Raw genomic sequence first — 25,062 nt, forward strand, 5'->3', positions numbered from 1 at the left:
TGTCTGGCGGGTTTGCCCGGTTGATGCCCAAGAAAGCGGCGCGGCGACCGGTACTTGGACGGGCTGCGTCCGATTGCCGCGTGGGTAATGGCGAAATAGATGAAGAAGGCCCCGCAAACAGTGCGGGGCCTTGAAAGATCTCGTCGGATGGGTGGGCGCTTTGGCTTATGCCTTGTCCAGCCCAAAGGCGTCGTGAAGGGCCTGGACCGCGAGTTCCATGTACTTGCGATCGATCAGGACCGAGATCTTGATCTCGGACGTCGAGATGACCTTGATGTTCACGCCCTCATTGGCCAGCGCCTTGAACATGGTGGCGGCGACGCCCGCATGGCTGCGCATGCCGATGCCCACGACCGAGACCTTGGCCACATCGGTGTCGATGATCAGCTCGTCATACTTGATCAGGCCCGCGTCGCGCGCGTCTTCCATCGCCTTCTTGGCGCGCTCGACCTGGTTGATCGGGCACGAGAAGGTCATGTCGGTGACGGCGCCCGGATGGCTGTCGTCATAGTCCTTTTCGCTGATGTTCTGCACGATCATGTCGACGTTCACGCCGGCATCGGCCAGCGGGCCGAAGATCGCCTGCGCGACGCCGGGCCGATCCTCGATGGTGAACAGCGTGATCTTCGCTTCATCGCGCGAGAAGGCGACGCCCGAGACGACTTTCGATTCCATGATTTCCTCCTCGTCGCAGACCAGGGTTCCAGAGTTCTCATCCGTGTCCTCGAACGAGGACAGCACACGCAGCCGCACCTTGTAGCGCATGGCCAGCTCGACCGACCGGGTCTGCAGCACCTTGGCGCCCAGCGACGCCAGTTCCAGCATTTCCTCGAAGGCGATCTTGTCCAGCTTGCGCGCCTTCGAGCTTACCCGCGGGTCGGTCGTATAGACGCCGTCCACATCGGTGTAGATGTCGCAGCGTTCGGCACCAAAGGCCGCCGCAAAGGCGACCGCGGTTGTGTCCGAGCCGCCGCGGCCCAGCGTTGTGATGCGGCCTTCGGGGCTGATGCCCTGAAATCCTGCGACCACCGCAACCTTGAAGCCTTCCTTGAACTTGGCGTCGATATTGTCACGCGGGATCGACACAAAGCGCGCGGCCGAATGGGCAGCGGTGGTGTTGATCGGCACCTGCCAGCCCTGCCAGCTGCGGGCAGGGATTCCCATTTCCTGAAGGCGCAGCGCCATCAGGCCTGCGGTGACGTTCTCGCCGCTGGCGACGACGGCGTCATATTCGCGGGCGTCATACAGCTTAGAAGTGCCCTCGACCCAGCCAACCAGCTCGTTGGTCTTGCCAGACATGGCCGAGACGATGACGATCACGTCATAGCCGCGCTCGACCTCTTTCTGTACCTTCAGCGCGGCGTTCTCGATCCGCGCAAGATCAGCGACAGAGGTGCCGCCGAATTTCATTACCAGAAGCGGCATGGGCGCCCCCCCGTCAGCCAGTCAAACCGCGTGCTTCCTAGCAGAAGACGGGGGGGATGCAAGCGCCGCTTTTGGCGATAACAGTTGCGCAGGTGGGCTTAACGGAAACTTTCGAAAAACCGCAGGATCTCGGCATTGGCGGAAATGTCGCGCGTGCCGCCGCGCCGACCGGCCCTTGGGCCGCCGGGCCAGTGGTGCCCGCCACCCTCGACGGTCAGCAGACGCAGGGCCGGGCGACCGTTCTTCAACCAGGTTTCCTCAACCACGCGCATTCCGTCATCGGCCGGATCGATGATGCGCTCTGACCGGACAAGGCCCCGGCCAAAGGGCGCGTGAAATGTGGAGATGAGGTCAGCCACGGCGGCGAAATCGGTGTTCGTCAGGCCCGAGGGGCCGACCCCGCCGGTGTAGGGCACATGATCATCCGCCGTGCCGTGGATGTGCAGCAGAGGCACTGCGAAGCGGGGATGCAGATGAGCGACATCGGGGGTGCCCGCCACGCCCGCGACGGCCGTCACCCGGTCTGCGCGCAGGGCGGCATAGGTTTCGGCCAGCATCGATCCGTTCGACATGCCGGTCAGAAACAGCCGATTATCCGACAGGCCGAAGCGGGCACGCGCATCCGCGATCACCGCGTCGAGAAAGGCCAGATCGTCGACCGCGGCCTGTGCGGCGGCTGCGCAGCAGTAACCGGCGTTCCATGTCAGCAGCCGTCCGCGCCCCGATCCCGCAGGCAGGATCACCGCATAGCCGGCCGCCTGCGCCGCCTCGGCCAGACCCGAGGCGCGGGCGAACTGGTCCGGGTTGCCGCCACCGCCATGCAGCGCAACGAGGATCGGCGCGCCCGCAACGGTCGTGGGCAGGTCAATGCGATAGAATCGCCCGCCCAGATCAACCCGCTCGGCCGCAGCCGAAGTGGCATTCAGGATCGCAAGGATCAGCAGGAACGTCAGACGCATCGGCACCTCCATCGAGGGGACGAACGCCGGGCGCGACTGCTTCCGTCGCGTCAGAGCGCGCGCCAGCCGATGTCGGAGCGGCAGAAGCCCTCGGGCCAGCGCAGGTGGTCGACCATCGCATAGGCGCGGTTGCGCGCCTCGGCCAGCGTCTCGCCCCGTGCCGTCACGTTCAGCACGCGCCCGCCGGTGGCAATGATCTGGCCATCCTTCTCGGCGGTGCCTGCGTGAAAGGTCATGTGCCGGCTGTCTTCGGGCAGGCGGGCAAGACCGTGGATCACGCTGCCTTTCTGATAGGCGCCGGGATAGCCCCTGGAGGCCATCACCACCGTCAGGGCATGGTCGTCGGCCCAGTTTACCTGCATCTGGTCAAGCCGTCCCTCGGCGCAGGCTTGCAGCAGATCAAGGGCCTGTGCGCCAAGCCTCATCATCAGCACCTGACATTCCGGGTCGCCAAAGCGGCAGTTGTATTCGACGAGCCGTGCCTTGCCGTCCTTGATCATCAGACCGGCATAGAGAACCCCCTGGTAGGGGGTGCCCCGGCGCGCCATTTCGCGGATGGTGGGCAGGACGATCTCGGCAAGTGCGGCCTCGGCGATGGCGTCGGTCAGCACCGGGGCCGGAGAGTAGGCCCCCATGCCGCCGGTGTTCGGGCCGGTGTCGCCATCGCCCACGCGCTTGTGGTCTTGGGCGGTGCCGATGGGCAGGGCGTTTTCGCCGTCGGTCAGAATGAAGAAGCTGGCCTCCTCACCCTCCATGAACTCTTCGATCACAACCTCGGCCCCGGCCTCGCCAAAGGCGCCGCCGAAGATTTCGTCGATGCCAGCCAGTGCCTCGGCCTCGGTCATGCCCATGATGACGCCCTTGCCTGCGGCGAGGCCATCGGCCTTGACCACCAGCGGGGCGCCGGTGCGACGGATATAGTCCTTGGCGGCGGCGGCATCGGTGAAGCGCGCATAGCCTGCTGTCGGGGCGGCGCAGGCGTCGCAAATCTCTTTGGTAAAGGCTTTCGAGGCTTCAAGCCGCGCGGCCTCGGCACTGGGACCAAAGGTCAGGATGCCTGCCGCGCGCGTCGCATCGGCCACGCCTGCGGCCAGTGGCGCCTCGGGGCCGACGATCACGAAATCAATGGCGTTCTCCTCGCAGAACTGCACGACCTGCGCGCCGGACAGAATGTCGAGGCTCGCGCATTCCGCGATCTGCGCGATTCCGGCATTGCCCGGTGCCACGATCAGCCGGTCGCATTTCGGGTTCTGCTTCACCGCCCAGGCCAGCGCATGTTCGCGCCCGCCGCTGCCGAGGATGAGGATGTTCATGCGCCACTCCGTCCGATGGGGGTCCGATCTGGGATTGCGCGCGTCATAGGGTGGCGGGCGCTGTTTCGCAAGCGTGATGCCGGGCGTTGCACATGCAGGCAGGCTTTGGCACAACGGGGCATGGACCTGTTTGAAGACCCCGCCCCGCAGCCCTCGAACCAGCCCGAATACACCGTGTCGGAACTCTCTGGCGCGGTAAAGCGGGTGATTGAGGGTGAGTTCGGCCTTGTCCGTGTGCGCGGCGAGGTGGGGCGCGTCAGCCGCCCGGCATCGGGGCACCTCTACTTTGACCTCAAGGATGATCGCAGCGTGATCGCCGCGATCAGCTGGAAGGGGCAGGTGGCAAAGATGCAGGTCCGCCCCGAAGAGGGGATGGAGGTCGTGGCCACGGGGCGCATGACCACCTTTCCGGGCCAGTCGAAGTATCAGCTGATCGTGGATGATGTGGCCCCCGCCGGGGCAGGCGCCCTGATGGCGATGCTGGAAAAGCGCCGCGCGGCACTGCAGGCCGAAGGGCTGTTCGATCCGGCGCGCAAGAAGCCCATCCCCTATCTGCCACAGGTGATCGGGGTTGTGACCTCGCCCTCGGGCGCGGTGATCCGCGACATCCTGCACCGGCTGCGCGACCGCTTTCCCCGCCATGTGCTGATCTGGCCGGTGGCGGTGCAGGGGCAGGACTGCGCGGCGCAGGTGGCTGCGGCGATCCGCGGCTTCAACGCGATAGAGCCCGGCGGGCCGATCCCGCGGCCCGATCTGCTGATTGTTGCGCGGGGCGGTGGCAGCCTTGAGGATCTGTGGGGTTTCAACGAAGAGATTGTGGCGCGCGCGGCAGCGGCCAGCCGCATCCCCCTGATCTCGGCCGTCGGGCATGAGACCGATACCACGCTGATCGACCATGCCGCCGACCGGCGGGCACCCACACCCACTGCCGCCGCCGAAATGGCGGTGCCGGTGCGGCTGGAGCTTCTGGCCGCCGTTGATGGCAATGGCGCGCGGCTGTCGCGCGCCATTGCGCAAGGGGCTGACCGGCGCGGGCAACGGCTGCGCGATCTTGCGCGCGCGCTGCCCCGGCTCGATACCCTGCTTGGCGGTCCGCAACAGCGCTTTGATGCCGCGGTGCAACGCCTTGGCGGTGCGCTTGGCCTTGCGGTTGCGAAAAAGCGCAGCGCGTTCGAGATGCGTGCGGCGCGTCTGACGCCTGCCTCTTTGCTGGGGCTGGTCACGCGTCGGCGCGACGCTGTCGAGATGCGCATGTCCGATCTTGAGGCGCGCTTTCTGCGCCGGTCAGACGCGCGCCATGCGGCCTTCGACAAATGGGCGAGCCGCCTGACCCCTGCGCTTCACCGTCTGATCGCGCAGGCCGACCGCCAGCGGTTTGAAGGAACCGCGAAGCTTGTGCAACTCTCGGCCCGGCTGGATGCGGCGTCTGCTGCCCGTCTGGCAGAGATGCAGCGCCGGCTCGATGCGCTGGATCGCACGCGGCAGACGCTCGGCTATACCGAAACCCTGCGGCGCGGCTATGCCGTTGTCCGCGCCGGTGCCGACGTAGTGACCGAGGCTGCCATAGCCGCCAATGCGCCCGCGCTGGAGATCGAGTTCCACGATGGCCGCGTGTCGGTTGTGCCCGAAGCGGGCGGCGCCACCCCGCCGCGCGGCGGGGCAAAGGCGCGTCCGCGCCCAACCCCGGAAGAGGCGCCTGAATCCGGCCCCACGCAAGGGTCGTTGTTCTAACGCTTGGGTTCTAATACTTGGGGCGCGTCAGACGCCTACATCGGGTCCTGCGCAAATCAGCGGCTCATCGCTGTTTTGCACCTCGGTCAGCTCGCGGCCTTCAGGGTCGCCGGCAAAGCGCGCGCGCAGGCCGTTGGTGCCTTGCCAGAACGTCCAGCACTGTGGCGTGGGGTCGTGTTCGTAGACAAAGCAGATCTGGCCATTCTCTTCGTACCAGGTGCCGTACTGGCAGATATCCCCGGTAAAGGCCCAGCGGACACGACGACCGGGAAGATACTCTTCGGTCCCGAAGATCTGGCCGCCCTCGGCATAGGTCAGGGTCTTGCCGGTGACATAGGCATCAAACTCGGCCGCCCCGATCGTTGGCTCGGCCCCGAGCGGCAGCGCCTGCGCAAGGGTCAGCGCAAGGGCAAGATGCACAAGGTGATGTCGCATGCGGAACCTCCGGCCTTCCGTCCCAGATTGGCAGAGGGCGGCGGGCTATTCCAGCCCTGACGACGTGGAGGCGGCTGTCCAGCGCAGCAGGCGATGCCGCATACGTCGACGCCAGAGTGCGGGAAACAGCGCCACGGCCGAGGCGACCGGCAACGACCATGGCAACCAGGGGGCCGCGTCCGCCTCGGGCAGGCGCAGCGCGGGGTAGGGGCGCGTTGGGTGGGCGTGGTGGTCGGAATGGCGCGGCGCATTCAGCATGACACCGGATGTAAACCAGTGCGGCGCATTCCAGCTGTGCCGCGCCGAGACGGGCTCATACCGCCCGTCAGCCAACTGGCGCCGGGCCAGACCATAGTGCTGCACATAGTCTGACAGCATCAATTGCGCCGTGGCATGGGCGGCAAGGGCAAGCCAGACAAAGAGGCCCTCCCATCCCGCAATCAAGAAACCAAGGCCGAGGCTGCCAGCCTGTGCCAACAGATAGGCCGGATAGGGGTGCATTCCCCCTGCGCCACCGCTGCGCCGCGCAGTTTCCGCCTGCCATCCGGCGCGGAAGCTGCCCAGATAGGCGCGCGGCAGAAAGCGATAGAAGCCCATCCCCTCGGGTGCCGAGTTCGGGTCCATCGGCGTTGCCACATGCCGGTGATGCACCAGCCGGTGTGCCGATGCGTGATGCGCGTTCAGCATCGTCGCATAGACCGCGACGCCAAGCCGATAGAGCCAACGGTTGCCCCGATGAATCAGCTCATGCGCGGCGGGGTTTGAGACCTGCCCGAACACAAGCCCGAACCCGGCAAAAAGCCCGATCCGCGCAAGCGGCGACAGACCGCTTTCACCCGCAATTGCCCAGACGGCAACCGGAAATCCGATCAGATGCGCCACCCCGATCGCGATCAGCAGCGCATCGGCTGCAGGAAACTCGGCACCTTCGGGGGCGTCCGGCGCCGTCCAGCGGATCAGGCGGTCAAGCGCGATGGTCAGCACCGCCATGTAGAGAAGCCCCGGCAGAACCCATGCCCCCCCAAGCCAAACGCCCGCGCCCAGCAGGGCAAGCGGCGTCAGCGTGGCCATCGCAAACAGGGTCATCGGCGGAAGAGGCAGGAAACGGCGGAACATGGCGCCACCATAGCACGGGGGGCGCGGCCTTCCAGCGCCCCGCGACGCGACGTCATGCATGACCTTTGCGGCGCGCGCGGCCACGGTGGGCGCGGGGAGAGAGAACCATGACACGCGCGATCATTCTTGCTTCAGCTGCGGCTGCGCTGGCCTACCAACTGCTCTATGTCGGCACGGGTCAGATCCCGATCTCGGGAAGCCTGATCAAGACATTGCCGGTGGCGCTGCTGGCGCTGGCGGCCATGCTGGGCGGGGCGCCGCGCGCGATCACGCTGGGGCTTGCGCTCGGGGCCCTTGGCGACTTTCTCCTCTCGCGCCCGGGCGAGGCCGCCTTCCTTGCCGGAATGGGGGCCTTTGCTGCCGGGCATCTGGCCTATGTCGGCGGCTTTGGTCTGCGGCGCCCGCCGATGTTTGTGGCATTGGCCTTGCTCGCGCTGGCGGCATCGACCGAGATCTGGCTTGCGCCCCAAGCGGGGGCGCTGGTCTGGCCAGTGCGGGGCTATGTGGTCGTCATCTGCCTGATGGCCGCCATGGCCGCCGCCCGGCCCGACCCGCTGCTCTGGGCAGGGGCTGCATCCTTTGTGCTGTCGGACCTGCTGCTTTCGATCGCCCTCTTCCGCGCGCAGGGCACTGCCTATGCCGTGCCGCTTGCCCATATGCTCTGGCCGGCCTACTGGCTTGGGCAATGCCTGATCCTGCTGGCATTCCTGCGCCCGGTGGCAAGCCAGCCCTTCCATCCGGACGCCGAAACGACTAGGTGATGGGGAACGCCCCCAGCCGGTTGCACCCATGTCCTTCTTCAAGAAACTGAAAGACCGGATGTTCCGGTCCTCCGACAAGATCGCCGGATCGCTGGATGCGCTGGTTGAGGATGCCACGCCCGAAACCGAGGCGCCCCCGCAGGCTGACACTGCAAAGCCCGGTCTGATCGGCCGCATCCTTGGGCGTGAGGCGGAAGAGCCGCGCCGCGTCATGGACGACGCGATGCTGGAAAGCCTTGAGGAATTGCTGATCGAGGCCGACATGGGCGTCGATACCGCGACGCGGGTTGCCGCCAACATCGCCGAGGGGCGCATGGGGCGCCGGATCGGGGCGACCGAGTTGAAGCAGGCCTTGGCCGCCGAGGTTTCCCGCATCATGGAGCCTGTGGCGCGCCCGCTTCCCATCTATCCCAAGCGGCCGCAGGTGGTGCTGGTGGTCGGGGTGAACGGATCAGGCAAGACGACCACGATTGGAAAGCTTGCCTCGCAGTTCAAGGCCGCGGGGAAATCGGTGGTGATTGCCGCAGGCGACACCTTCCGTGCCGCAGCGGTCGAGCAGTTGCAGATCTGGGGCCAGCGCGCCGGCGTTCCGGTGCTGACCGCGCCCGAAGGATCGGACCCGGCAAGCCTTGCCTTCGATGCCCTGACCCGCGCGCAGGAAACCGGCGCGGACCTCTTGCTGATCGACACCGCAGGGCGGTTGCAGAACCGCGCCGACCTGATGGAAGAGCTGGCCAAAATCGTCCGCGTGATCCGCAAGAAGGACGAGACCGCCCCGCATAATACGCTCCTGGTGCTGGATGCCACCACCGGGCAGAACGCCGTCGCGCAGGTCGAGATCTTCCGCAAGATCGCCGATGTGTCGGGCCTGGTGATGACCAAGCTGGACGGCACCGCCAAGGGCGGCGTTCTGGTCAGCCTCGCCGACCGGTTCGGTCTGCCGATCCACGCGATCGGCGTGGGTGAACAGATCGACGACCTCGCCCCCTTTGACCCTGATGACTTCGCCCGCGCCCTTGTGGGCCCTGCGGATCAATGACGCCGGAGCCGTCCATGGCAGAAAAGAAGATCAATCCCTTTGTTAAACTAGGGCTGGAGCTTGGCCCGGTCATCCTCTTCTTCGTGATGTTCGGCCGGCTGAAGGACCAGACCTTCACCATCGCAGGCACCGCCTATTCCGGCTTCATCGTCACGACGGCGGCCTTCATCCTGCTGATCATCGTGACCTCGGGTATCCTCTGGAAACTGACCGGACATCTGTCGCGAATGCAGGCCCTGACGCTGGTTCTGGTCATCCTGATGGGCGGGCTGTCGGTCTGGCTGAACGATGAGCGCTTCATAAAGATGAAGCCCACGCTGCTCTATGCAGCCTTCGCCGCCGTCCTGTTTCTGGGTATCGCCCAGGGCAAAAGCTATCTCTCGATGCTGATGGACGAAGCGCTGCCGATGCAGCATGAGGGCTGGATGATCCTCACCCGACGTCTGGCCCTGTTCTTTGCGGGGCTTGCGGTTGCAAACGAATTGGTCTGGCGGCTTCTGTCGACCGAGGCTTGGGTCAACTTCAAGACCTTTGGCCTGACGATCGCGCTGTTTGCTTTCTTCATGACGCAGGGCAAGCTGATGGAACGCTATGCCCTGCCACCGCGGGAAAAGGAATAGGGCCTGCATTGCGCGGCCTTGGCGTTGACCTTTCTGCCCCGCGGGCGTAATCGGGGCGCGTGGCGCTTTGTGACCGGATTGCGGGCCACGTTAAACAAACCGCTAAAAGGTGAAGGGCCGCAGCCCCGAAGCCTCCGGTCTTCGGGGTATTTTTGTTTGCCGGAGGCAGGACATGAGCAAGGATTGGAAGACCCGCACCACGCTGGTGCATGAAGGCAGCCGCCGCAGCCAATATGGCGAAATGGCCGAGGCGATCTTCCTGACGCAGGGCTTCGTCTATCCCACGGCAGAGTCCGCCGAGGCGCGCTTTCTCAAGACCGAGGGCGACGAGTTCATTTACGCGCGCTACGGAAACCCGACAACGCGCATGTTCGAAGAACGCATCGCCGCGCTGGAAGGAACCGAGGATGCCTTTGCCACCGCAAGTGGCATGGCGGCGGTGAATGGCGCGCTGGTTTCGATGCTGCGGGCGGGTGACCATGTGGTGTCGGCCCGCGCGCTGTTCGGGTCATGCCTGTACATCCTTGAAGAAATCCTTGGCCGCTTCGGCGTCGAGGTGACCTTTGTCGATGGCGCCGACCTTGACCAGTGGCGCGCGGCAGTGCGCCCCGGCAAGACCAAGGCCGTGTTCTTTGAGAGCATGTCCAACCCGACGCTGGAGCTGGTGGACATCAAGGGCGTCTCCGACATTGCCCATGCTGCTGGCGCGCTGGTGATCGTGGACAACGTGTTCTCCACGCCGATCTTCTCGCGTGCGGTTGATCTGGGCGCCGACGTCATCGTCTACTCGACCACCAAGCACATCGACGGACAGGGGCGGGCCCTTGGCGGGGTGATCTGCGGTACGACCGAATTCATCCGCAAGACGGTTGAGCCCTACATGAAGCATACTGGCGGCTCGATGAGCCCCTTCACCAGCTGGATCATGCTGAACGGCATGGCGACGCTCGACCTGCGCTGCCGCGCGATGGCCGACAGCGCGTTGAAGGTTGCACAGGCGCTTGAGGGCGACGACCGGCTGAGCCGCGTGATTTATCCGGGGTTGTCCAGCCATCCGCAGCACGACCTGGCCATAGCGCAGATGGGCTCGGGCGGCACGATGATTGCGTTCGAGGTGAAGGGCGGCAAGGACGCGGCCTTCCGGGCGATCAACGCGCTGGAGATCATCAAGATCTCGAACAACCTGGGCGACGCCAAGTCGATTGCCACGCATCCGGCGACCACGACGCACCAGCGCCTGCCCGATGACCAGAAGGCAAGCCTTGGCATCACACCCGGCCTCATCCGCCTGTCGGTCGGGCTTGAGGATGCAGATGACCTGATCGTTGATCTGAAGCGCGGTCTTGGTTGCATCTGAAGCGTCATGGGGGGCTGTCTGCCCCCCACACCCCCCGAGGATATTTCTAAAGGAAAGAGCCAGGGAAGGCGTGGCAGGCTTGACTTCGCGTGCCCGCTGCCCATCTCTGAAGCTGTCGCTTTTGGCTGCAAGAACGGCCTGAGAGTGATCCGCCTCGCCATATGATGCGTATACCTGTTGACATTGAAGGTCGGGGCCTCTGCGTCCTGCCGGAACCGGAGGGATCATCCATGAATGTCCATGTGCCAGAGCTTGAGGGGCAACCCTCTGACACCGAAGTGCGGGCGGCGCTGCGTTTGCTGCAGATATGGGCCAAGGCTGCGACCGATGCCGAACGTGCGGCCATGGGGGTCGATGCGCTGTCGGGCTACCCGACTCTGTCCTCGGACTATCCGCATGATTTTCAAGCTGACGACGCCTATCGCGCCACCTTGCCCGATCTGCAGAACGGCCCGGCCAGCCTGATCCGGGGCGCGCGGACGCAGATTCAGCATGTGGGGATCTCGAACTTCCGCCTGCCCATCCGCTACAAGCGCCGCGAGGGCGGGGATGCGGTGCTTGAGACCTCGGTCACCGGAACGGTGAGCCTTGAGGCCGAGAAGAAGGGCATCAACATGAGCCGCATCATGCGGTCTTTCTATGCCCATGCGGACCGCGATTTCAGCTTTGATGTGATCGAGCACGCGCTGGACGACTATCGCCGCGATCTGGAGAGCTTTGATGCCCGTATCCAGATGCGTTTCAGCTTTCCGATGCGCACGCACTCTCTCCGCTCGGGCCTTTCGGGCTGGCAGTACTACGACATCGCGCTCGAGGTGATCGACCGCGCGGGTGAGCGGCTGCGGGTTGTTCACCTCGACTACGTTTATTCAAGCACGTGCCCCTGCTCATTGGAATTGTCCGAACATGCGCGGCGCACCCGTGGGCAGCTTGCGACGCCCCACTCGCAGCGGTCAGTGGCGCGCCTGTCGGTGGTTGTGAAGCCCGGCGCCTGCCTGTGGTTCGAAGACCTGATCGAGATGTGCCGTCGTGCCGTGCCGACAGAGACGCAGGTCATGGTCAAGCGTGAGGACGAGCAGGCCTTTGCCGAACTGAACGCCGCCAACCCGATCTTCGTCGAGGATGCGGCGCGCCTGTTCTGTGCGCAGCTACAGGACGATCCCCGGATTGGCGATTTCCGTGTGGTGGCAAGCCATCAGGAGAGCCTGCACAGCCATGATGCGGTCAGCCTGCTGACCGAGGGGCCGACCTTTGCGCAGACGAGCCTGGATCCGCGCCTTTTTGCAACCCTGCATCACGCGGGCTGATTGCCTTAGGCCATGACTTGACAGGCGGGCGGGCGGCGGCCAAGGCTCGGGCCATGATCGACCTTACGCCCGTTGTCAGCATCCTTGGCCGTCTGATCTTCACGCTGGGGGCGCTGATGTTCCTGCCGGCGGGGCTTGATCTTGCCATCGGCAACGGGAACGCTGCGGGCTTTGCGACCGCCGCCATTACCACGACGGCGATGGGTGCTGCGATTTCGCTCGCAACACGCGGGGCGATCAGGCAGGCGTTCGACCTGCGCTCGGCGTTCTTGCTGACCTTCGGCATCTGGATCCTGACGCCACTTGTGGGGGCGCTACCGCTGATGACGGGGGCGCCCTCGCTGGGCTTTACGGATGCCTATTTCGAGGCGGTGTCGGGCATCACCACCACAGGATCGACAGTGATCTTTGGCCTGTCGGATCTTCCCGAGGGGATGAACCTATGGCGGGGAATGCTGAACTGGCTGGGTGGGCTTGGGATCGCCTTCATCGCGATGATCTTTCTGCCGGTCATGCGCGTGGGTGGCATGCAGTTCTTCAAGACCGAGGGGTTCGACACGATGGGCAAGATCCTGCCCCGTGCCTCGGATATCGCCATCTCGCTTCTGTGGATTTACGCCGGGCTGACGGCGCTGTGCATGCTGGTCTACCGGATGATCGGGATGGCACCGCTCGATGCCGTGGTTCATGCCCTTGCCACGATCGCGACGGGGGGATTTTCGCCGCAGGATGCCTCGTTCAACGTATACGCAGGCAGCGGCGAATATGCGGGCGCCTTTTTCATGATCGTCGCGGCGGTGCCCTATGTGCGCTATGTGCAACTCGCCTCGGGGCGGGGTGGGGCATTGTGGCATGACCCGCAGGTCCGCTTCTATCTTGCAACCATGGCCACGGGCGTCATGGTGCTGACGGTCTGGCGCTGGTTGACTTCGGCTGACCCCGTTGAGCCCGTGTTCCGCGAAACGCTGTTCAATGTTGCCTCGGTCATGACAGGCACCGGGTTCTTCAGCGGCAGCTACACCTCCTGGGGGGGGTTCCTTCTGGTCGTCACCTTTCTTCTGGGCCTGCTGGGCGGCTGCTCGGGGTCAAGCTCGGGCGCGCTGACCATCTTCCGCGTACAGGTGGCGATCAGCGCGGTGCGGGCTGAAATGCGCAAGATTGTTATGCCCCACCGGGTAGAGCCCGTGCGCTATGCCGGAAGAACGGTCGAGGATGAGGCGCTGAACGGCGTCATGATGTTCGTCACGACCTATGTGTTGCTGATTGGGATGCTCAGTGTCGCACTGGCGCTGACCGGCATCGACATGCAGACCTCGATTTTTGCGATATGGTCGTCGATGGGCAATATCGGCTACGGCATCGGCCCTGCCATTGCCGAAACCGGAACCTATAGGGATTTCCCCACCGCTGCGAAGTGGGTGATGATCCTTGCGATGATCCTTGGCCGGTTGTCGCTTCTGGCGGTGTTCGTTGTGATCCTGCCGCGCTTCTGGCGCGCCTGATCGGGCGCGCGAGAAGCGTCGGGGATCACCAGCAGGAGACGAGAACCGTCATTCCCTCGGCCCGGCGGTTCAGGTCTTCGGGCGCCAGTGCGCCGGTGGTCGTGGCAGCACGGGGCGCGATCCCGGCCTCGGCCAGACGAGGGGCAAGGGTTGCTGCCTGCAGGGCATGTTCGACGGTGTCCGGCAGCTTGCGCGCCGCATTCGCCTCCCGCGGGAGCAACATGCCCATGACAGCCCCTGATGCGTCGAGCACCGGCCCGCCTGCATCACCGGGCAGCGCCTCGATGCCAAGGCGCATGAGAGAGGCCTCGCCATTCAGGCCCTTCATCTCTTCCAGCTTGCCGAAGGCCAGCGTCGGGGCAGGCAGCTTGTCCTCATAACTGTAGCCAGAGATTGCGACGTCCTGCCCCTCGCGCGCCGGGCCCTGCAACAGGTCTGCCACCACCGGGGGCGACAGCGGCTTCTGCGGGGCGACCAGCGCAAGGCCAGTCGCGGTGTCGGTCGACACGAGCCGCGCCTCATGCCGCAGGTCAAGCGTGATGCGGTTGCAGCCCTCGACCACCTCGGACACGGTGGCAACGGTGCCCGTCGCATCGACGTAGAAGCCGCTGCGCGAGATCACGGGGCGACGCACCTCAAGCCCGGACAGCAGGCCCTGCCGGCTCTCTGCGCTCATCGGCACAAGGCCCGGGTCCAGCGCCGTATCGCTGACTGACCGGAAGCTTGACTGCATGGCCGCCTGCACGCGGGCGATGCGCTCATCGTCGCGTGGGTTCCAGACAAGGACATAGCCCTTGACCAGCCCTTTGGAGAGTTCCGCATAGGCGTGGCTTGCTACAGTGGTCGAGCGGCCATCAATGGTGAAACTGCGTTCCGACCGGCTGCGCTCACCCTGCAGCGGCACGATCTCGAGTGTCTGCAGCAGGTCGTAGAGACCATAGAGTGTGGACTGGTCGCCGGGCTGCGAGATCAGCACAACCCGCACGTCCGAGCCGTCCTTGGCGCGGTAATGCACGAAGGGCGGCTCGTAGTGGTCGAATTCGACCAAGGCAGTAGGCAGGGTGATCTCGATCCCGGCCTTTTCCTCGACCACTTTGGCAAGGCCCAGTTCGGCCTGCGCCGCCCTGTAGCCATCGACCAGCATCTGCCGCTGGCGTGTCGTCAGGATGCCTGTTGGTTCAAGCCCGTTCGCCGTCTGCCAGGCGGCCATGGACCCGCGCGTTCCGGGGCCAATGGCGCCGTCCAGCGCGGCGGTGTAATGGCCGAACCATTGCAGCGCAGCCTGCAACTCCACCCGCTGTTCAGCCGACAGGGTGGCTTCCGATGCGCGCGCCTGCTGGGGCGTTTCTTCAACGATGACGGGCTCCGGTGCAGGGGCGGGAGCCTCGGCCATTGGCGCCGGGGTGGCAGGAGCAGGCGTGGCGGGGACAGGGGGAGGCGGATCAATCGGGGACGCCGCCGAGGCGGCCGGACGATCAGCCTGACCTGCGGGCCAGAAGTTGGAGGAGTAGGTCTTGCCGGTCGAGATGAAGCTGTCTTGCGGCACCATCGCTTCCGACTTCAGCGTGGTCAGTCGCGCAATCGCCTCGTCCCGCGTGGCAAAGGGGCCAAGCGCGATCGCATACCAGCCCCGGCTGTTGAACCCCGCCACATTGTCAAAGATCGCCGAGTAGGCGCGGGCGCGGTCTTCGGCCTCGGCCTGATTGGGAAGCGCCTCGATCTGCACCCAGACACCGGCCTCGACCACCTGTTCGGTCTGGGCATGGGCGATGGGGGGCAGCAGCGGGGCGCCGATCAGGGCAAGCAGGCAAATGACGTGTTTCTTCAATGTCGCGGTCCTGTCACGGGATATCGACGCAGGGTTACACCTTGCCGCGCATGCATGCAAACCCAAGCAGTCGCAGAAATCTGACAGTTCCGCGAGGCCGCCCGCATTGACGCCTTCCCGCCCAATGCCTATGGAAGCACCAGCCCCTAGACAGCGCCCACGAGGGAAGAATGACCGTCGCCGCAGTGACCACGCCCCGCAGCTTTCAGGAAATCATCCTGCGCCTGATGACCTATTGGGGCAACAAGGGCTGCGCTGTACTGCAACCCTATGACATGGAAGTGGGGGCAGGGACCTTCCACCCGGCGACCACGCTGCGCAGCCTCGGCAACAAGCCCTGGGCCGCGGCCTACGTCCAGCCCTCGCGTCGGCCGACCGACGGGCGCTATGGGGAAAACCCCAACCGCCTGCAGCACTATTACCAGTATCAGGTGCTGATCAAACCCTCGCCGCCCGACCTGCAGGATCTGTATCTGGGTAGCCTGAACGCCATCGGCATCGATACCGCGCTGCATGATATCCGCTTTGTCGAGGACGACTGGGAAAGCCCCACCCTGGGCGCTTGGGGTCTTGGCTGGGAGGTCTGGTGCGACGGCATGGAAGTCAGCCAGTTCACCTACTTCCAGCAGGTCGGCGGGCATGATTGTCGCCCCGTCTCGGGTGAGCTGACCTATGGGCTGGAGCGTCTGGCGATGTATGTGCTGGGCATCGATCATGTCATGGACATGCCCTTCAACGACCCCGACAGCCCCATTCCGCTGAAATACGGCGACATCTTCCGCCAGACCGAGGAAGAATACAGCCGCCACAACTTTGACGGCGCCGATACGGAAAAGCTGTTCCGCAACTTTGCCGAGGCCGAGGCCGAGTGCGAGCGTTTGCTGGCGTTTGACCCGCTCGACCCGAACAGCGGCAAGCGCATCATCATGGCCCATCCCGCCTATGACCAGTGCATCAAGGCCAGCCACCTCTTCAACCTGCTGGATGCGCGGGGCGTGATCTCGGTCACCGAACGGCAGGCCTATATCGGGCGCGTGCGCGCGCTGGCCAAGAAATGCGCCGATGCCTTCGTGCAGACGGAAGCTGGCGCTTCCTTGGGCGTGCAGACCGAAGCCGGCACATCGGCGGAGAGCGCCGCGTGAGCGCGGGCAAACTGATCGGAGGAGGCATCATCATGTTGTCCCTGCTGGCCGGTGTGGCCCTGTACTGGACACAGGTCTACGCCTTTTACCACGAGGCGCGGTTCGAACCCGGCGCCGAGATCGCGCTGACCCCGATCTTCGGGGCCACGCCCGAGGTGATCGTGGCCGAGAACATCAAGGGCATCGATGCCGAAAGCTCTCCGCTGCGGTTCCGCGCCTGCTTTCACACGCCGCTCAGCCAGGCGATGCTGACGGAAACCTATCAGGTCTATGATACGGCCGAGCCTCTGGTCGCCCCGTCCTGGTTCGACTGTTTTGACGCGCAACGGATTGGCAGCGCGCTGCAATCCGGCGAGGCGATCGCCTTCCTTTCGGTGCAGGACATCGTGCCCGGTATTGATCGCGTCGTCGCGGTCTTTCCGAATGGCGATGCCTTTGCCTGGCACCAGCTCAACGACAAGCTGAAAGATAATCCCAATGCCCGATTTGCTGATTGAACTCTTTTCCGAGGAAATCCCGGCGCGGATGCAAGGGGCAGCGCGTGAGGCGCTGAAGAAGCTTGTCACCGACGGTCTGGTCGAGGCGGGACTGACCTATGAAGGGGCGGGTGCCTTTTCGACGCCGCGCCGCTTGGCGCTGACGGTGCATGGCCTGACGACCGAAAGCAAACCCGTGCGCGAGGAACGCAAAGGCCCCCGCACCGACGCCCCGGCGGCGGCACTGGAAGGCTTCCTGCGCTCGACCGGCCTCACGCTCGACCAGCTTGAAAAGCGGGCCGACAAGAAGGCCGAGGTCTATTTCGCGGTTGTCGAAAAGCCCGGCCGCAAGGCTGCCGATGTTGTGGCCGAGGTGCTGGAGCGCACGATCCGCAACTTCCCCTGGCCCAAGTCGATGCGGTGGGGCAACGGGTCCCTGCGTTGGGTGCGTCCGCTTCACTCGATCCTCTGCATCCTGGGCGATGAGGGCGGCACCGAGGTTGTGCCCCTGACGGTCGAAGGGATCACGGCGGGCAACACCACCGGGGGCCATCGCTTCATGTCGCCGGGTCGGTTCGCGGTCTCGTCCTTTGACGACTATGCCGCCAAACTGCGCCGTGCCCATGTCATGCTCGACAGCGCCGAGCGCGAGGCCCATATCTGGAATGATGCGCAAAATCAGGCCTTTGCGCGCGGGTTTGAAGTCGTGCCGGATGCAGGGCTGCTGACCGAGGTTGCGGGTCTGGTCGAATGGCCCGTGGTTCTGATGGGCGCCATCGGTGAGGAATTCCTGCATCTGCCGCCCGAGGTTCTGCAAACCTCGATGCGCGAGCATCAGAAGTTCTTTTCGGTCAAGAACCCCAAGACCGGCCGGATCGAGGGCTTTGTCACCGTCGCCAACCGCGAAACCGCCGACCACGGCGCCACGATCCTGAAGGGCAACCAGAAGGTGCTGTCGGCCCGCCTGTCGGACGCGCGGTTCTTCTGGGAAAACGACCTGCGCGTGGCGAAGTCGGGCATGACCGAATGGGCCGAGGGCCTGAAGGCCGTGACCTTCCACAACAAGCTGGGCTCACAGGCCGACCGGATCGGAAGGATGGACAGCCTGATCAACGATCTGGCGCCCTTCATGCCCTCACTCAATGTGGAAGCAGCGAAGGAAGCGGCGCGCATCGCCAAGCTCGACCTGCGGTCAGCCATGGTCGGTGAGTTCCCTGAGCTTCAGGGCTTGATGGGCATGTACTATGCCACATCTGCTGGCCAACCGGATGATGTGGCCAATGCCGCGAAGGAGCATTATCAGCCCCTCGGCCCATCAGATGCGGTTCCAAACGCCCCTGTATCGGTCGCTGTAGCCCTTGCGGACAAACTCGATGTGCTGACTGGTTTCTGGGTAATCGGCGAGAAGCCGACGGGGTCGAAAGATCCGTTTGCACTGCGGCGCGCAGCGTTGGGTGTCACGCGCCTCGCAACAGAGAATGCCCTGCGCCTGCCGATGTTGAAGCTATTTGCCGCTGCCGCCCAACTGCATGTCAATCAAGGGTCGACTTCAAATTCGGAAGACGTTCCAACCGATCTCCTCGCCTTCTTCCATGATCGCCTCAAAGTATTCCTCCGTGACCAAGGCATCCGGCACGACGTCATCGACGCCTGCCTCGCCATGCCGGGGAATGATGACCTCACGCTGCTGGTGAAGCGGGCCGAGGCGCTGCAGGCCTTCCTTTCGACCGAAGATGGCACGAACCTTCTGCAGGGCTTCAAGCGGGCGAACAACATTCTGACGCAGGCAGAGCAGAAGGACGGGGTGGAATACTCGTTCGGCGCTGACCCGAAGTTCGCCGAAACCGACGAAGAGCGCGCGCTCTTTGCCGCGCTCGACGCGGGCGAGGCGGCGATCAAGCCTGCAATGGCGGCCGAAGATTTCGCCGCCGCCATGGCCGCGATGGCACGGCTTCGCGCGCCGATCGACGCCTTCTTCACGGCTGTGCAGATCAATACCGAAAACCAGATCCTGCGCCGCAACCGGCTGAACCTGCTGCACCGCATCCGCGCGCTGGTCGCGCAGGTGGCCGATCTGACAAAGGTCGAAGGCTGAACAGGAAAGGGGGGCCAGCGCCCCCCTATTTCTCGCAGCGTCCCATTCTCTCTCAGCGTCCGCGGATGCGCGGGTCCAGCGCGTCACGCAGCCCGTCGCCGATGTAGTTCACGCACAGCACCGTCAGCGAGATCGCGATGCCCGGCCAGACCACCCGCTCAGGGTAGGTGCGGATCGCATCGACCCCGTCATAAAGCAGCCGCCCCCAGGTGGGAAAATCTGGCGGAAACCCAAGGCCCAGAAAGCTCAACACGCTTTCGGTGATGATCGCCGCCGCGATGCCAAGCGTTGCGGCCACCAGAACCGGCGACAGCACGTTGGGCAGGATGTGGCGCAGAATGATGCGCCGCGCGGGCGTGCCGATAGAGCGCGCGGCCAGCACATATTCGCGTTCCTTCAGCGCCAGCACCTCACCCCGGACGATCCGGGCGGAATGCATCCAGCTTGTGACGCCGATGGCCAGCACGATCAGAAGGAACGTGCCCATGCTGGGGCCAAGCACCTTTGCCGCCGCATCGCGAAAGAGGAACATCATCACCAAAAGCAGCGGCAGCAGCGGCAGGGCAAGGAACATATCTGTCAGCCGCATCAGGAGGCCGTCGATGCGCCGGAAGTAGCCCGCCAGCACCCCCACAGTGGTTCCGATGAAGATCGCGACCAGCATCGCAACCGTGGCCACCGCGAGCGAGATGCGCCCGCCAAACATCATCCGCGCAAGGATGTCGCGCCCGATCTGGTCGGTGCCCATCGGGTGGTCCCAACTGGGACCCTTGTTGCGCAGGCGGATCATCTTGACCGGGTCGGGGTCGATGAAGTTCGGGTCGATCCGCCAGATCAAGGGGCCGATCAGCACAAAGGCCGCCATGACGCACAGCAGCACCAGCGCGACCATGGCGCCCTTGTGCTGGCGGAACTGCACCCAGACGTCGCGCCACTGGCTGCGCGGCTTTTCAAGCTTGATGGGGGCGGCTGAGGTATCAGTCATAGCGGATCCGGGGATCAAGGATGCCGTAAAGGATATCGGCGATCAGGTTGAAGGCCACGATCAGCACGGCAAAGATGAAGGTGATGGTCTGCACCGTCGGCAGGTCGCTGACATGGATCGCCCCGATCAGCGCGGCACCGATGCCGTTGATCTTGAAAATCTGCTCGGTGACGATGGCGCCGCCAAAGACAGTGGGCAGGCCAAGCGCGATCACGGTGACCACCGGGATCAGCGAATTGCGCAGCACATGTTTCAGCAGCACCACCCGTTCGGGCATGCCCTTGGCGCGGGCCGTGCGAACATAGTCCTGCCCGAGGTTTTCCAGCACCGAGGCGCGGGTATAGCGGCTGATCTCGGCTGCGTTGAACAGGGCCAGAACCGTGACGGGCAGGGCCATCTGTTTCAGCATCTTGACGAGGCTCTCCCAGTCGGTGATCCGCAGGTTGGTATCATAGATCGTCGGGAACCAGCCCAGCTTGACGGCAAAGATCAGGATCAGGATGTTGCCGGTAAAGAAGGTGGGCACCGAAAAGCCGACGGTCGAAAAGAACGTGCCGCCGATATCGAACCACGAATACTGGCGATAGGCGGAATAGATGCCGATGGGTAGCGCGATCAGGATGCCGATCAGATAGGCCGTACCCACAACGGTCAGGGTCTGGGGCAGGCGCTCACCGATGATCTGGAACACCGGCACCTTGGACTGCCACGAGATGATCCGTTGCGCCCCTTGGGCGAAGTCGGTGCCGAAAAGGGCGTCGATCGCGTATTGCGGCTCGACGATGAAGAACTGCCGCAGCCACAGCACATAGCGCACCATCACCGGCTTGTCGGCGCCCATGGCGGCCATCATCTTCTGGCGCACCTCGGGTGGTACGGTCAGCGGAATCTCGGACATCGGGCTGCCGGGCGCGAAATCCACCAGCAGGAAGATCACGAGCGAGATCAGCAGCAGCGTGGGAATGGCCAGCATGAGCCGCCGAAGGATGAATGTCAGCATGGCGCGCAGGGCTTTCGGGATCGGGACAGCAGGAAGACGTGGCGCGAGGGTCTCGCGCCACGTCCGTTCAGGTCACTTCACGCGGGACCAGTCGGCCACGTTCCAGAGTTCGCTGTCCCACGAGTTCATGATGAAGCCATCGATGCTGTTCGACTGCGCCGAGAAGCGTCCGCGATCCACCAGCGGGATGATCACGTGCGAGTCTTTGGTCAGCATGTCGTTCATCTTCTTGACCAACGCCCCACGAGCCTCGATGCCTACGGTCGAGGACAACTCCTTGACCAGCGCATCATAGGCCGGATCGCAGAAGCGGTTGACGTTTTCGCCCTGCCACTGGTTGTCGGGGCCGGGGATCTTGTCGCACAGGTATTGCGACATGTAGGGTTCTGCGTCGGTGCCATCAAAGTTGTTGGCGTACATTTCGACGTCGGCATAGAACTTCTGGAAGGTGTCGGGCGAGGCCGCGTCACCGCCGAAGTAGACGCCCGGATCGATCGACTTCAACTCGACCTCGACGCCGATTTCGTTCCACCAGCCCTTGACCAGCGCCTGGAAGTCCTGCCGCACCGCGTTGACCGAGGTCTGATAAAGGATCGACAGTTTCTTGCCGTCCTTGTCGCGGATGCCGTCGCCATCGCTGTCAACCCAGCCGGCTTCCTCCAGCAGTTTCTTGGCGCCTTCGATGTCCTGCGTCAGGCAGTCGGTGTTGTCAGAGGCCTGATAGGCCGGGGCGGGGACAAGGTTGCAGGTGGGCCGGCCAGCCGCGCCATAGCCCACTTCGACCAGCACATTGCGGTCGATGGCTTTCGACAGCGCCTGACGCACGCGCGCATCCGAGAAGATCGGGTGGGGGTGCTTCGGTGTCGACCGCTCGCCTTCGGGCAGATCGCTCGAAGGATCGGTCATGTTGATCTCGATCCGTTCAACCAGCGTGCCAAAGGCGTTGACGAACTTGCCCTTGCCGCCAGCTTCCATCTGGGCCTGCTGTTCAGGGTTGATCTGGGTGTTCCAGGCGTAGTCGAACTCGCCGGTTTCCATGACGGCCGAGGCTGCGGCCAGCGCGTCGCCGCCGCCCTTGACGGTCACCTTTGCGAAGGCGGGCTTGGCCGCGTCACGGTAGTTCGGGTTGGCTTCCAGCGTGATCACGTCATTGACCTTGAAGTCGGTGACGACGAAAGGACCGGTGCCGATCGGCTTGGAGTTCTGTTCGGTGCAGGACGAGGCCGCGGCACCTACGCAGGCGCCGAACTGGGCCTTTTGCAGGATCGGGGCGGTTGCGCCGGTGAAGGGCTGATAGGGATAGGGCTTGGGCGCCTCAAACACGACCTTGACGGTCAGCGGATCGGGGGTTTCAACCGTTTTTACGCCTTCATATTTGGCGCCCTGCGCGCAGCCACCCTCGGGATGGGTGCAGTATTCCCAGGTAAACTTGACGTCTTCCGAGGTCAGCGGTGTGCCGTCCGACCAGGTGATGCCTTCCTTCAGCTTCCAGGTGATCGAGGTCAGGTCAGCCGCGACGCCGCCATTTTCCACTGTCGGGATCTCGACGGCCAGACGCGGCACCATATTGCCGTCCTGATCGAACGAGGCGAGCGGATCCAGCACCAGCGATCCTGCCTCGACATCCTTGGTGCCCGAGGACAGATAGGGGTTCAGCGTCGAAACCGCTTGATAATACAGGATCTTCAACTCGCCATCCGCGCCGCGTTCGGCTTGGGCGGCAGGGGCCAGCACAAAGGCTGCAGCAGCGCCCATCAGCAGGGTCTTGATTTTCATATTCGTGGCTCTCCTTGTTGGTAGTGCTCGGGACTATGCCCTGCCTCGGTTCTTTGTGGCTCCGGTTCAGCCGGTGCTCGGTATCGGGTTTATCAGATGGCAGGCCACCATGCGGCCCGGCGCGGCTTCGGCAAGCTTCGGCTCAATCTCGCGGCAAACCGGCATCACCTTTGGGCAGCGCGTGCAGAAGTTGCATCCCTTGGGCGGATTGGCAGGCGAGGGCACGTCGCCCTTGAGGATGATCCGCTGCCGTGCGGCGCCGTTGGGATCAGGCTCTGGAACAGCGGAAAGAAGCGCCTCTGCATAGGGGTGAAGCGGATTGGCATAGAGGTCGTCGCGCGGGCTGATCTCGGCAATCTGGCCCAGATACATGACTGCCACGCGGTCAGCGATGTGGCGCACCATCGACAGATCGTGGCTGATGAAGAGATAGGTCAGGCCCAGCCGGTCCTGCAGATCCTCCAGCAGGTTGACGACCTGCGCCTGGATAGACACGTCCAGCGCTGCGATAGGTTCGTCACAGACGATGAAACGGGGATTAAGCGCCAATGCACGCGCAATGCCGATGCGCTGGCGCTGCCCGCCCGAGAAGGCAAAGGGATAGCGGTTGGCGAAGGCACGGTTCAGCCCGACCTGATCCATCAACTCGTAGATCCGTGCGAGCTTTTCCTGACCCGTCAGGTTCGTGTGCTCGTCCAAAGGCTCACCGATGATATCGGCGACCGTCATACGAGGGTTCAGGCTGGCTTGCGGGTCCTGAAACACCATCTGCATCACGGGACGCTTCTTGCGCAGCGCCTCGGGCGCAAGCGCGGGGATATCGTCGCCGTCAATCACAACGCGCCCGGCAGTCGGTTCGTAGAGCCGAAGGATCGCACGCCCCACGGTCGACTTGCCGCAGCCGGATTCGCCGACAAGGCCCAGCGTCTCGCCCGCGCGGATGGTGAAGCTGACATCGTCCACCGCCTTGACGTCGCCGGTGTGGCGCCGCAGCAGTCCGGTGTAGATCGGGAAGTACATCTTCAGGTTACTGACCTGAACCAGCGGTGCCGCGGCAGTGCCTTGGGCATCAAGCATGGGCAACCTCTTGCATGGCCGGGGCAGTCCAGTGGCAGGCGACGTCATGGCCCTGACCGATCGCGCGCCCGTCGATGGCGCGCCGGGCCGGGTTTTCGGCGGCGCAACGGTCAAACGCATGTGGGCAGCGCGGGCGGAACGGGCAGGATGTTGGTGGGGCCGAAAGGATCGGCGGCTGGCCAGAGATCGCTTCAAGCCGGGCATCGCGTGGCCCGTGCAGCTTCGGGATCGTGCGCAGCAGCGCCCGCGTATAGGGGTGCTGCGGCGCGCTGAACACCGCGCGCACCGGACCTTGCTCAACGACCTGCCCGCCGTACATGACCATCACCCGGTCTGCGATACCCGCAATCACGCCCAGATCATGGGTGATCCAGATGATCGCCATGCCAAGCTTCTGCCGGAGCTCTTTCACCAGTTCGAGGATTTGCGCCTGAATGGTTACATCGAGCGCTGTCGTCGGCTCGTCCGCAATCAGAACATCCGGGTCACAGGCAAGCGCGATGGCAATCATAACCCGCTGGCGCATCCCGCCGGAAAACTGGTGCGGATAGCTTTTCAGGCGGCGGCGCGCATCGGGGATGCCCACAAGCTCCAGCAGTTCCACAGCTCGCACTTCGGCTTGGGCCTTGGTCATGCCCATATGCTCGCGCAGGGGCTCCATGATCTGCGAGCCGACGTTGAACACGGGGTTGAGCGAGGTCATCGGATCCTGGAACACGAACCCGATCCGCGCGCCACGGATTTGGCGCAGCTCTTCCGGGGGCGCGGTCAGCAGATCCGTATCGCCCAGCATCACCGTGCCGCCGCAGACATCCGCGGGGGGAGAGGGCAAGAGCCCGATCAGCGACATCATCGTCACCGACTTGCCTGATCCGCTTTCGCCGACCACGCCCAGAAGCTCGCCTTTTTGCAGGCTGAAGCTGACATCATTGACGGCGTGCACATCGCCACCGCGTGTCCGGAACACGGTTTTCAGCCCCCGGACATCGAGTACCGGTCTTGCCCCATCGGGCATCGGCTATACCCCCAAGTCTGTTGTTTTTATTGGCTTATTTCATGCTCTTCGCGGCATGGTTGTTTGCCATTTGGTCAAGTGTTAGCAATTTTTTGGCACCTAG

Annotated in this window: 21 protein-coding genes and 1 riboswitch; of the genes, 10 read left to right on the top strand and 11 right to left on the bottom strand. The window is 64.2% G+C overall.

Annotated elements, in window-relative coordinates:
• Positions 1-165: 165 nt before the first annotated feature.
• From FQU74_RS04915 to purD, 3 genes are all read right to left on the bottom strand, one after another.
• Entirely contained in the window at positions 166-1,425 is a 1,260-nt protein-coding gene (locus tag FQU74_RS04915; protein WP_146285303.1) for an aspartate kinase, read from the bottom strand.
• Between the two features lie 98 nt (positions 1,426-1,523).
• A complete protein-coding gene (locus FQU74_RS04920) occupies positions 1,524-2,384 on the bottom strand; it encodes a CE1 family esterase (protein ID WP_158635532.1) in 861 nt (286 codons plus the stop codon).
• Between the two features lie 50 nt (positions 2,385-2,434).
• Entirely contained in the window at positions 2,435-3,697 is a 1,263-nt protein-coding gene (gene purD / locus FQU74_RS04925; RefSeq protein ID WP_146285305.1) for a phosphoribosylamine--glycine ligase, read from the bottom strand.
• A 120-nt stretch (positions 3,698-3,817) separates the two neighbouring features.
• On the opposite strand from purD, the gene xseA reads away from it, so the two are divergent.
• Entirely contained in the window at positions 3,818-5,428 is a 1,611-nt protein-coding gene (gene xseA / locus FQU74_RS04930; RefSeq protein WP_146285306.1) for an exodeoxyribonuclease VII large subunit, read from the top strand.
• Positions 5,429-5,455: 27 nt separating this feature from the next.
• Here the strand turns inward: xseA and FQU74_RS04935 are convergent, their stop codons facing one another.
• Together FQU74_RS04935 and FQU74_RS04940 are read right to left on the bottom strand one after the other, a co-directional pair.
• The gene (locus FQU74_RS04935; RefSeq protein WP_146285307.1) at positions 5,456-5,863 is read right to left on the bottom strand and encodes a hypothetical protein; all 408 of its coding nucleotides are present in this window, start codon (positions 5,861-5,863) and stop codon (positions 5,456-5,458) included.
• A gap of 45 nt (positions 5,864-5,908) precedes the next feature.
• Complete coding sequence (locus FQU74_RS04940; protein WP_146286210.1) at positions 5,909-6,949, bottom strand: alkane 1-monooxygenase; 1,041 nt, start codon at positions 6,947-6,949, stop codon at positions 5,909-5,911.
• A gap of 137 nt (positions 6,950-7,086) precedes the next feature.
• Between FQU74_RS04940 and FQU74_RS04945 the strand changes: the two genes are divergently transcribed.
• From FQU74_RS04945 to FQU74_RS04970, 6 genes are all read left to right on the top strand, one after another.
• On the top strand, positions 7,087-7,740 hold the full coding sequence (locus tag FQU74_RS04945; RefSeq protein WP_146285308.1) for a lysoplasmalogenase family protein: 654 nt from the start codon (positions 7,087-7,089) through the stop codon (positions 7,738-7,740).
• 28 nt (positions 7,741-7,768) lie between these two features.
• Positions 7,769-8,779 carry a signal recognition particle-docking protein FtsY gene (ftsY, locus tag FQU74_RS04950; RefSeq protein ID WP_146285309.1) on the top strand — a complete coding sequence of 337 codons (1,011 nt, stop codon included), beginning with the start codon at positions 7,769-7,771 and terminating at the stop codon, positions 8,777-8,779.
• A 14-nt stretch (positions 8,780-8,793) separates the two neighbouring features.
• Complete coding sequence (locus tag FQU74_RS04955; RefSeq protein WP_146285310.1) at positions 8,794-9,399, top strand: inner membrane-spanning protein YciB; 606 nt, start codon at positions 8,794-8,796, stop codon at positions 9,397-9,399.
• A 49-nt stretch (positions 9,400-9,448) separates the two neighbouring features.
• A riboswitch (SAM riboswitch) is annotated at positions 9,449-9,525 on the top strand.
• 46 nt (positions 9,526-9,571) lie between these two features.
• Positions 9,572-10,756: an O-succinylhomoserine sulfhydrylase gene (metZ, locus tag FQU74_RS04960; RefSeq protein ID WP_146285311.1), complete on the top strand. Its 1,185-nt coding sequence runs from the start codon at positions 9,572-9,574 to the stop codon at positions 10,754-10,756.
• Between the two features lie 230 nt (positions 10,757-10,986).
• Entirely contained in the window at positions 10,987-12,063 is a 1,077-nt protein-coding gene (gene folE2 / locus FQU74_RS04965) for a GTP cyclohydrolase FolE2 (RefSeq protein ID WP_146285312.1), read from the top strand.
• A 53-nt stretch (positions 12,064-12,116) separates the two neighbouring features.
• On the top strand, positions 12,117-13,565 hold the full coding sequence (locus tag FQU74_RS04970) for a TrkH family potassium uptake protein (protein WP_146285313.1): 1,449 nt from the start codon (positions 12,117-12,119) through the stop codon (positions 13,563-13,565).
• A 25-nt stretch (positions 13,566-13,590) separates the two neighbouring features.
• On the opposite strand, the gene FQU74_RS04975 is transcribed toward FQU74_RS04970, so the two are convergent.
• Complete coding sequence (locus tag FQU74_RS04975; protein ID WP_229704320.1) at positions 13,591-15,393, bottom strand: trypsin-like peptidase domain-containing protein; 1,803 nt, start codon at positions 15,391-15,393, stop codon at positions 13,591-13,593.
• Positions 15,394-15,563: 170 nt separating this feature from the next.
• Here FQU74_RS04975 and FQU74_RS04980 point away from each other — a divergent pair, with 170 nt between their 5' ends.
• Genes FQU74_RS04980 through glyS form a run of 3 tightly spaced genes read left to right on the top strand, consistent with a single transcriptional unit; the run spans position 15,564 to position 19,106 of the window.
• Positions 15,564-16,535, top strand: coding sequence for a glycine--tRNA ligase subunit alpha (locus FQU74_RS04980; protein WP_146285314.1), 972 nt, complete (start codon positions 15,564-15,566; stop codon positions 16,533-16,535).
• Positions 16,536-16,567: 32 nt separating this feature from the next.
• Complete coding sequence (locus FQU74_RS04985) at positions 16,568-17,032, top strand: DUF6446 family protein (RefSeq protein ID WP_146285315.1); 465 nt, start codon at positions 16,568-16,570, stop codon at positions 17,030-17,032.
• Positions 17,013-19,106, top strand: coding sequence for a glycine--tRNA ligase subunit beta (gene glyS, locus FQU74_RS04990; RefSeq protein WP_146285316.1), 2,094 nt, complete (start codon positions 17,013-17,015; stop codon positions 19,104-19,106). Before FQU74_RS04985 ends, glyS begins: the two co-directional genes overlap by 20 nt.
• A gap of 52 nt (positions 19,107-19,158) precedes the next feature.
• Here the strand turns inward: glyS and FQU74_RS04995 are convergent, their stop codons facing one another.
• From FQU74_RS04995 to FQU74_RS05015, 5 genes are all read right to left on the bottom strand, one after another.
• A complete protein-coding gene (locus tag FQU74_RS04995; protein ID WP_146285317.1) occupies positions 19,159-20,091 on the bottom strand; it encodes an ABC transporter permease in 933 nt (310 codons plus the stop codon).
• Positions 20,084-21,091: an ABC transporter permease gene (locus FQU74_RS05000; RefSeq protein ID WP_146285318.1), complete on the bottom strand. Its 1,008-nt coding sequence runs from the start codon at positions 21,089-21,091 to the stop codon at positions 20,084-20,086. The genes FQU74_RS04995 and FQU74_RS05000 overlap by 8 nt, the downstream gene beginning before the upstream one ends.
• Positions 21,092-21,163: 72 nt before the next feature.
• Entirely contained in the window at positions 21,164-22,867 is a 1,704-nt protein-coding gene (locus tag FQU74_RS05005) for a peptide ABC transporter substrate-binding protein (protein WP_146285319.1), read from the bottom strand.
• A gap of 66 nt (positions 22,868-22,933) precedes the next feature.
• Complete coding sequence (locus FQU74_RS05010; RefSeq protein WP_146285320.1) at positions 22,934-23,944, bottom strand: ABC transporter ATP-binding protein; 1,011 nt, start codon at positions 23,942-23,944, stop codon at positions 22,934-22,936.
• Positions 23,937-24,959: an ABC transporter ATP-binding protein gene (locus FQU74_RS05015; protein ID WP_146285321.1), complete on the bottom strand. Its 1,023-nt coding sequence runs from the start codon at positions 24,957-24,959 to the stop codon at positions 23,937-23,939. Before FQU74_RS05015 ends, FQU74_RS05010 begins: the two co-directional genes overlap by 8 nt.
• Positions 24,960-25,062 lie beyond the last annotated feature (103 nt).

The organism is Gemmobacter aquaticus (genome assembly GCF_007859075.1).
Taxonomy (GTDB): domain Bacteria; phylum Pseudomonadota; class Alphaproteobacteria; order Rhodobacterales; family Rhodobacteraceae; genus Gemmobacter; species Gemmobacter aquaticus.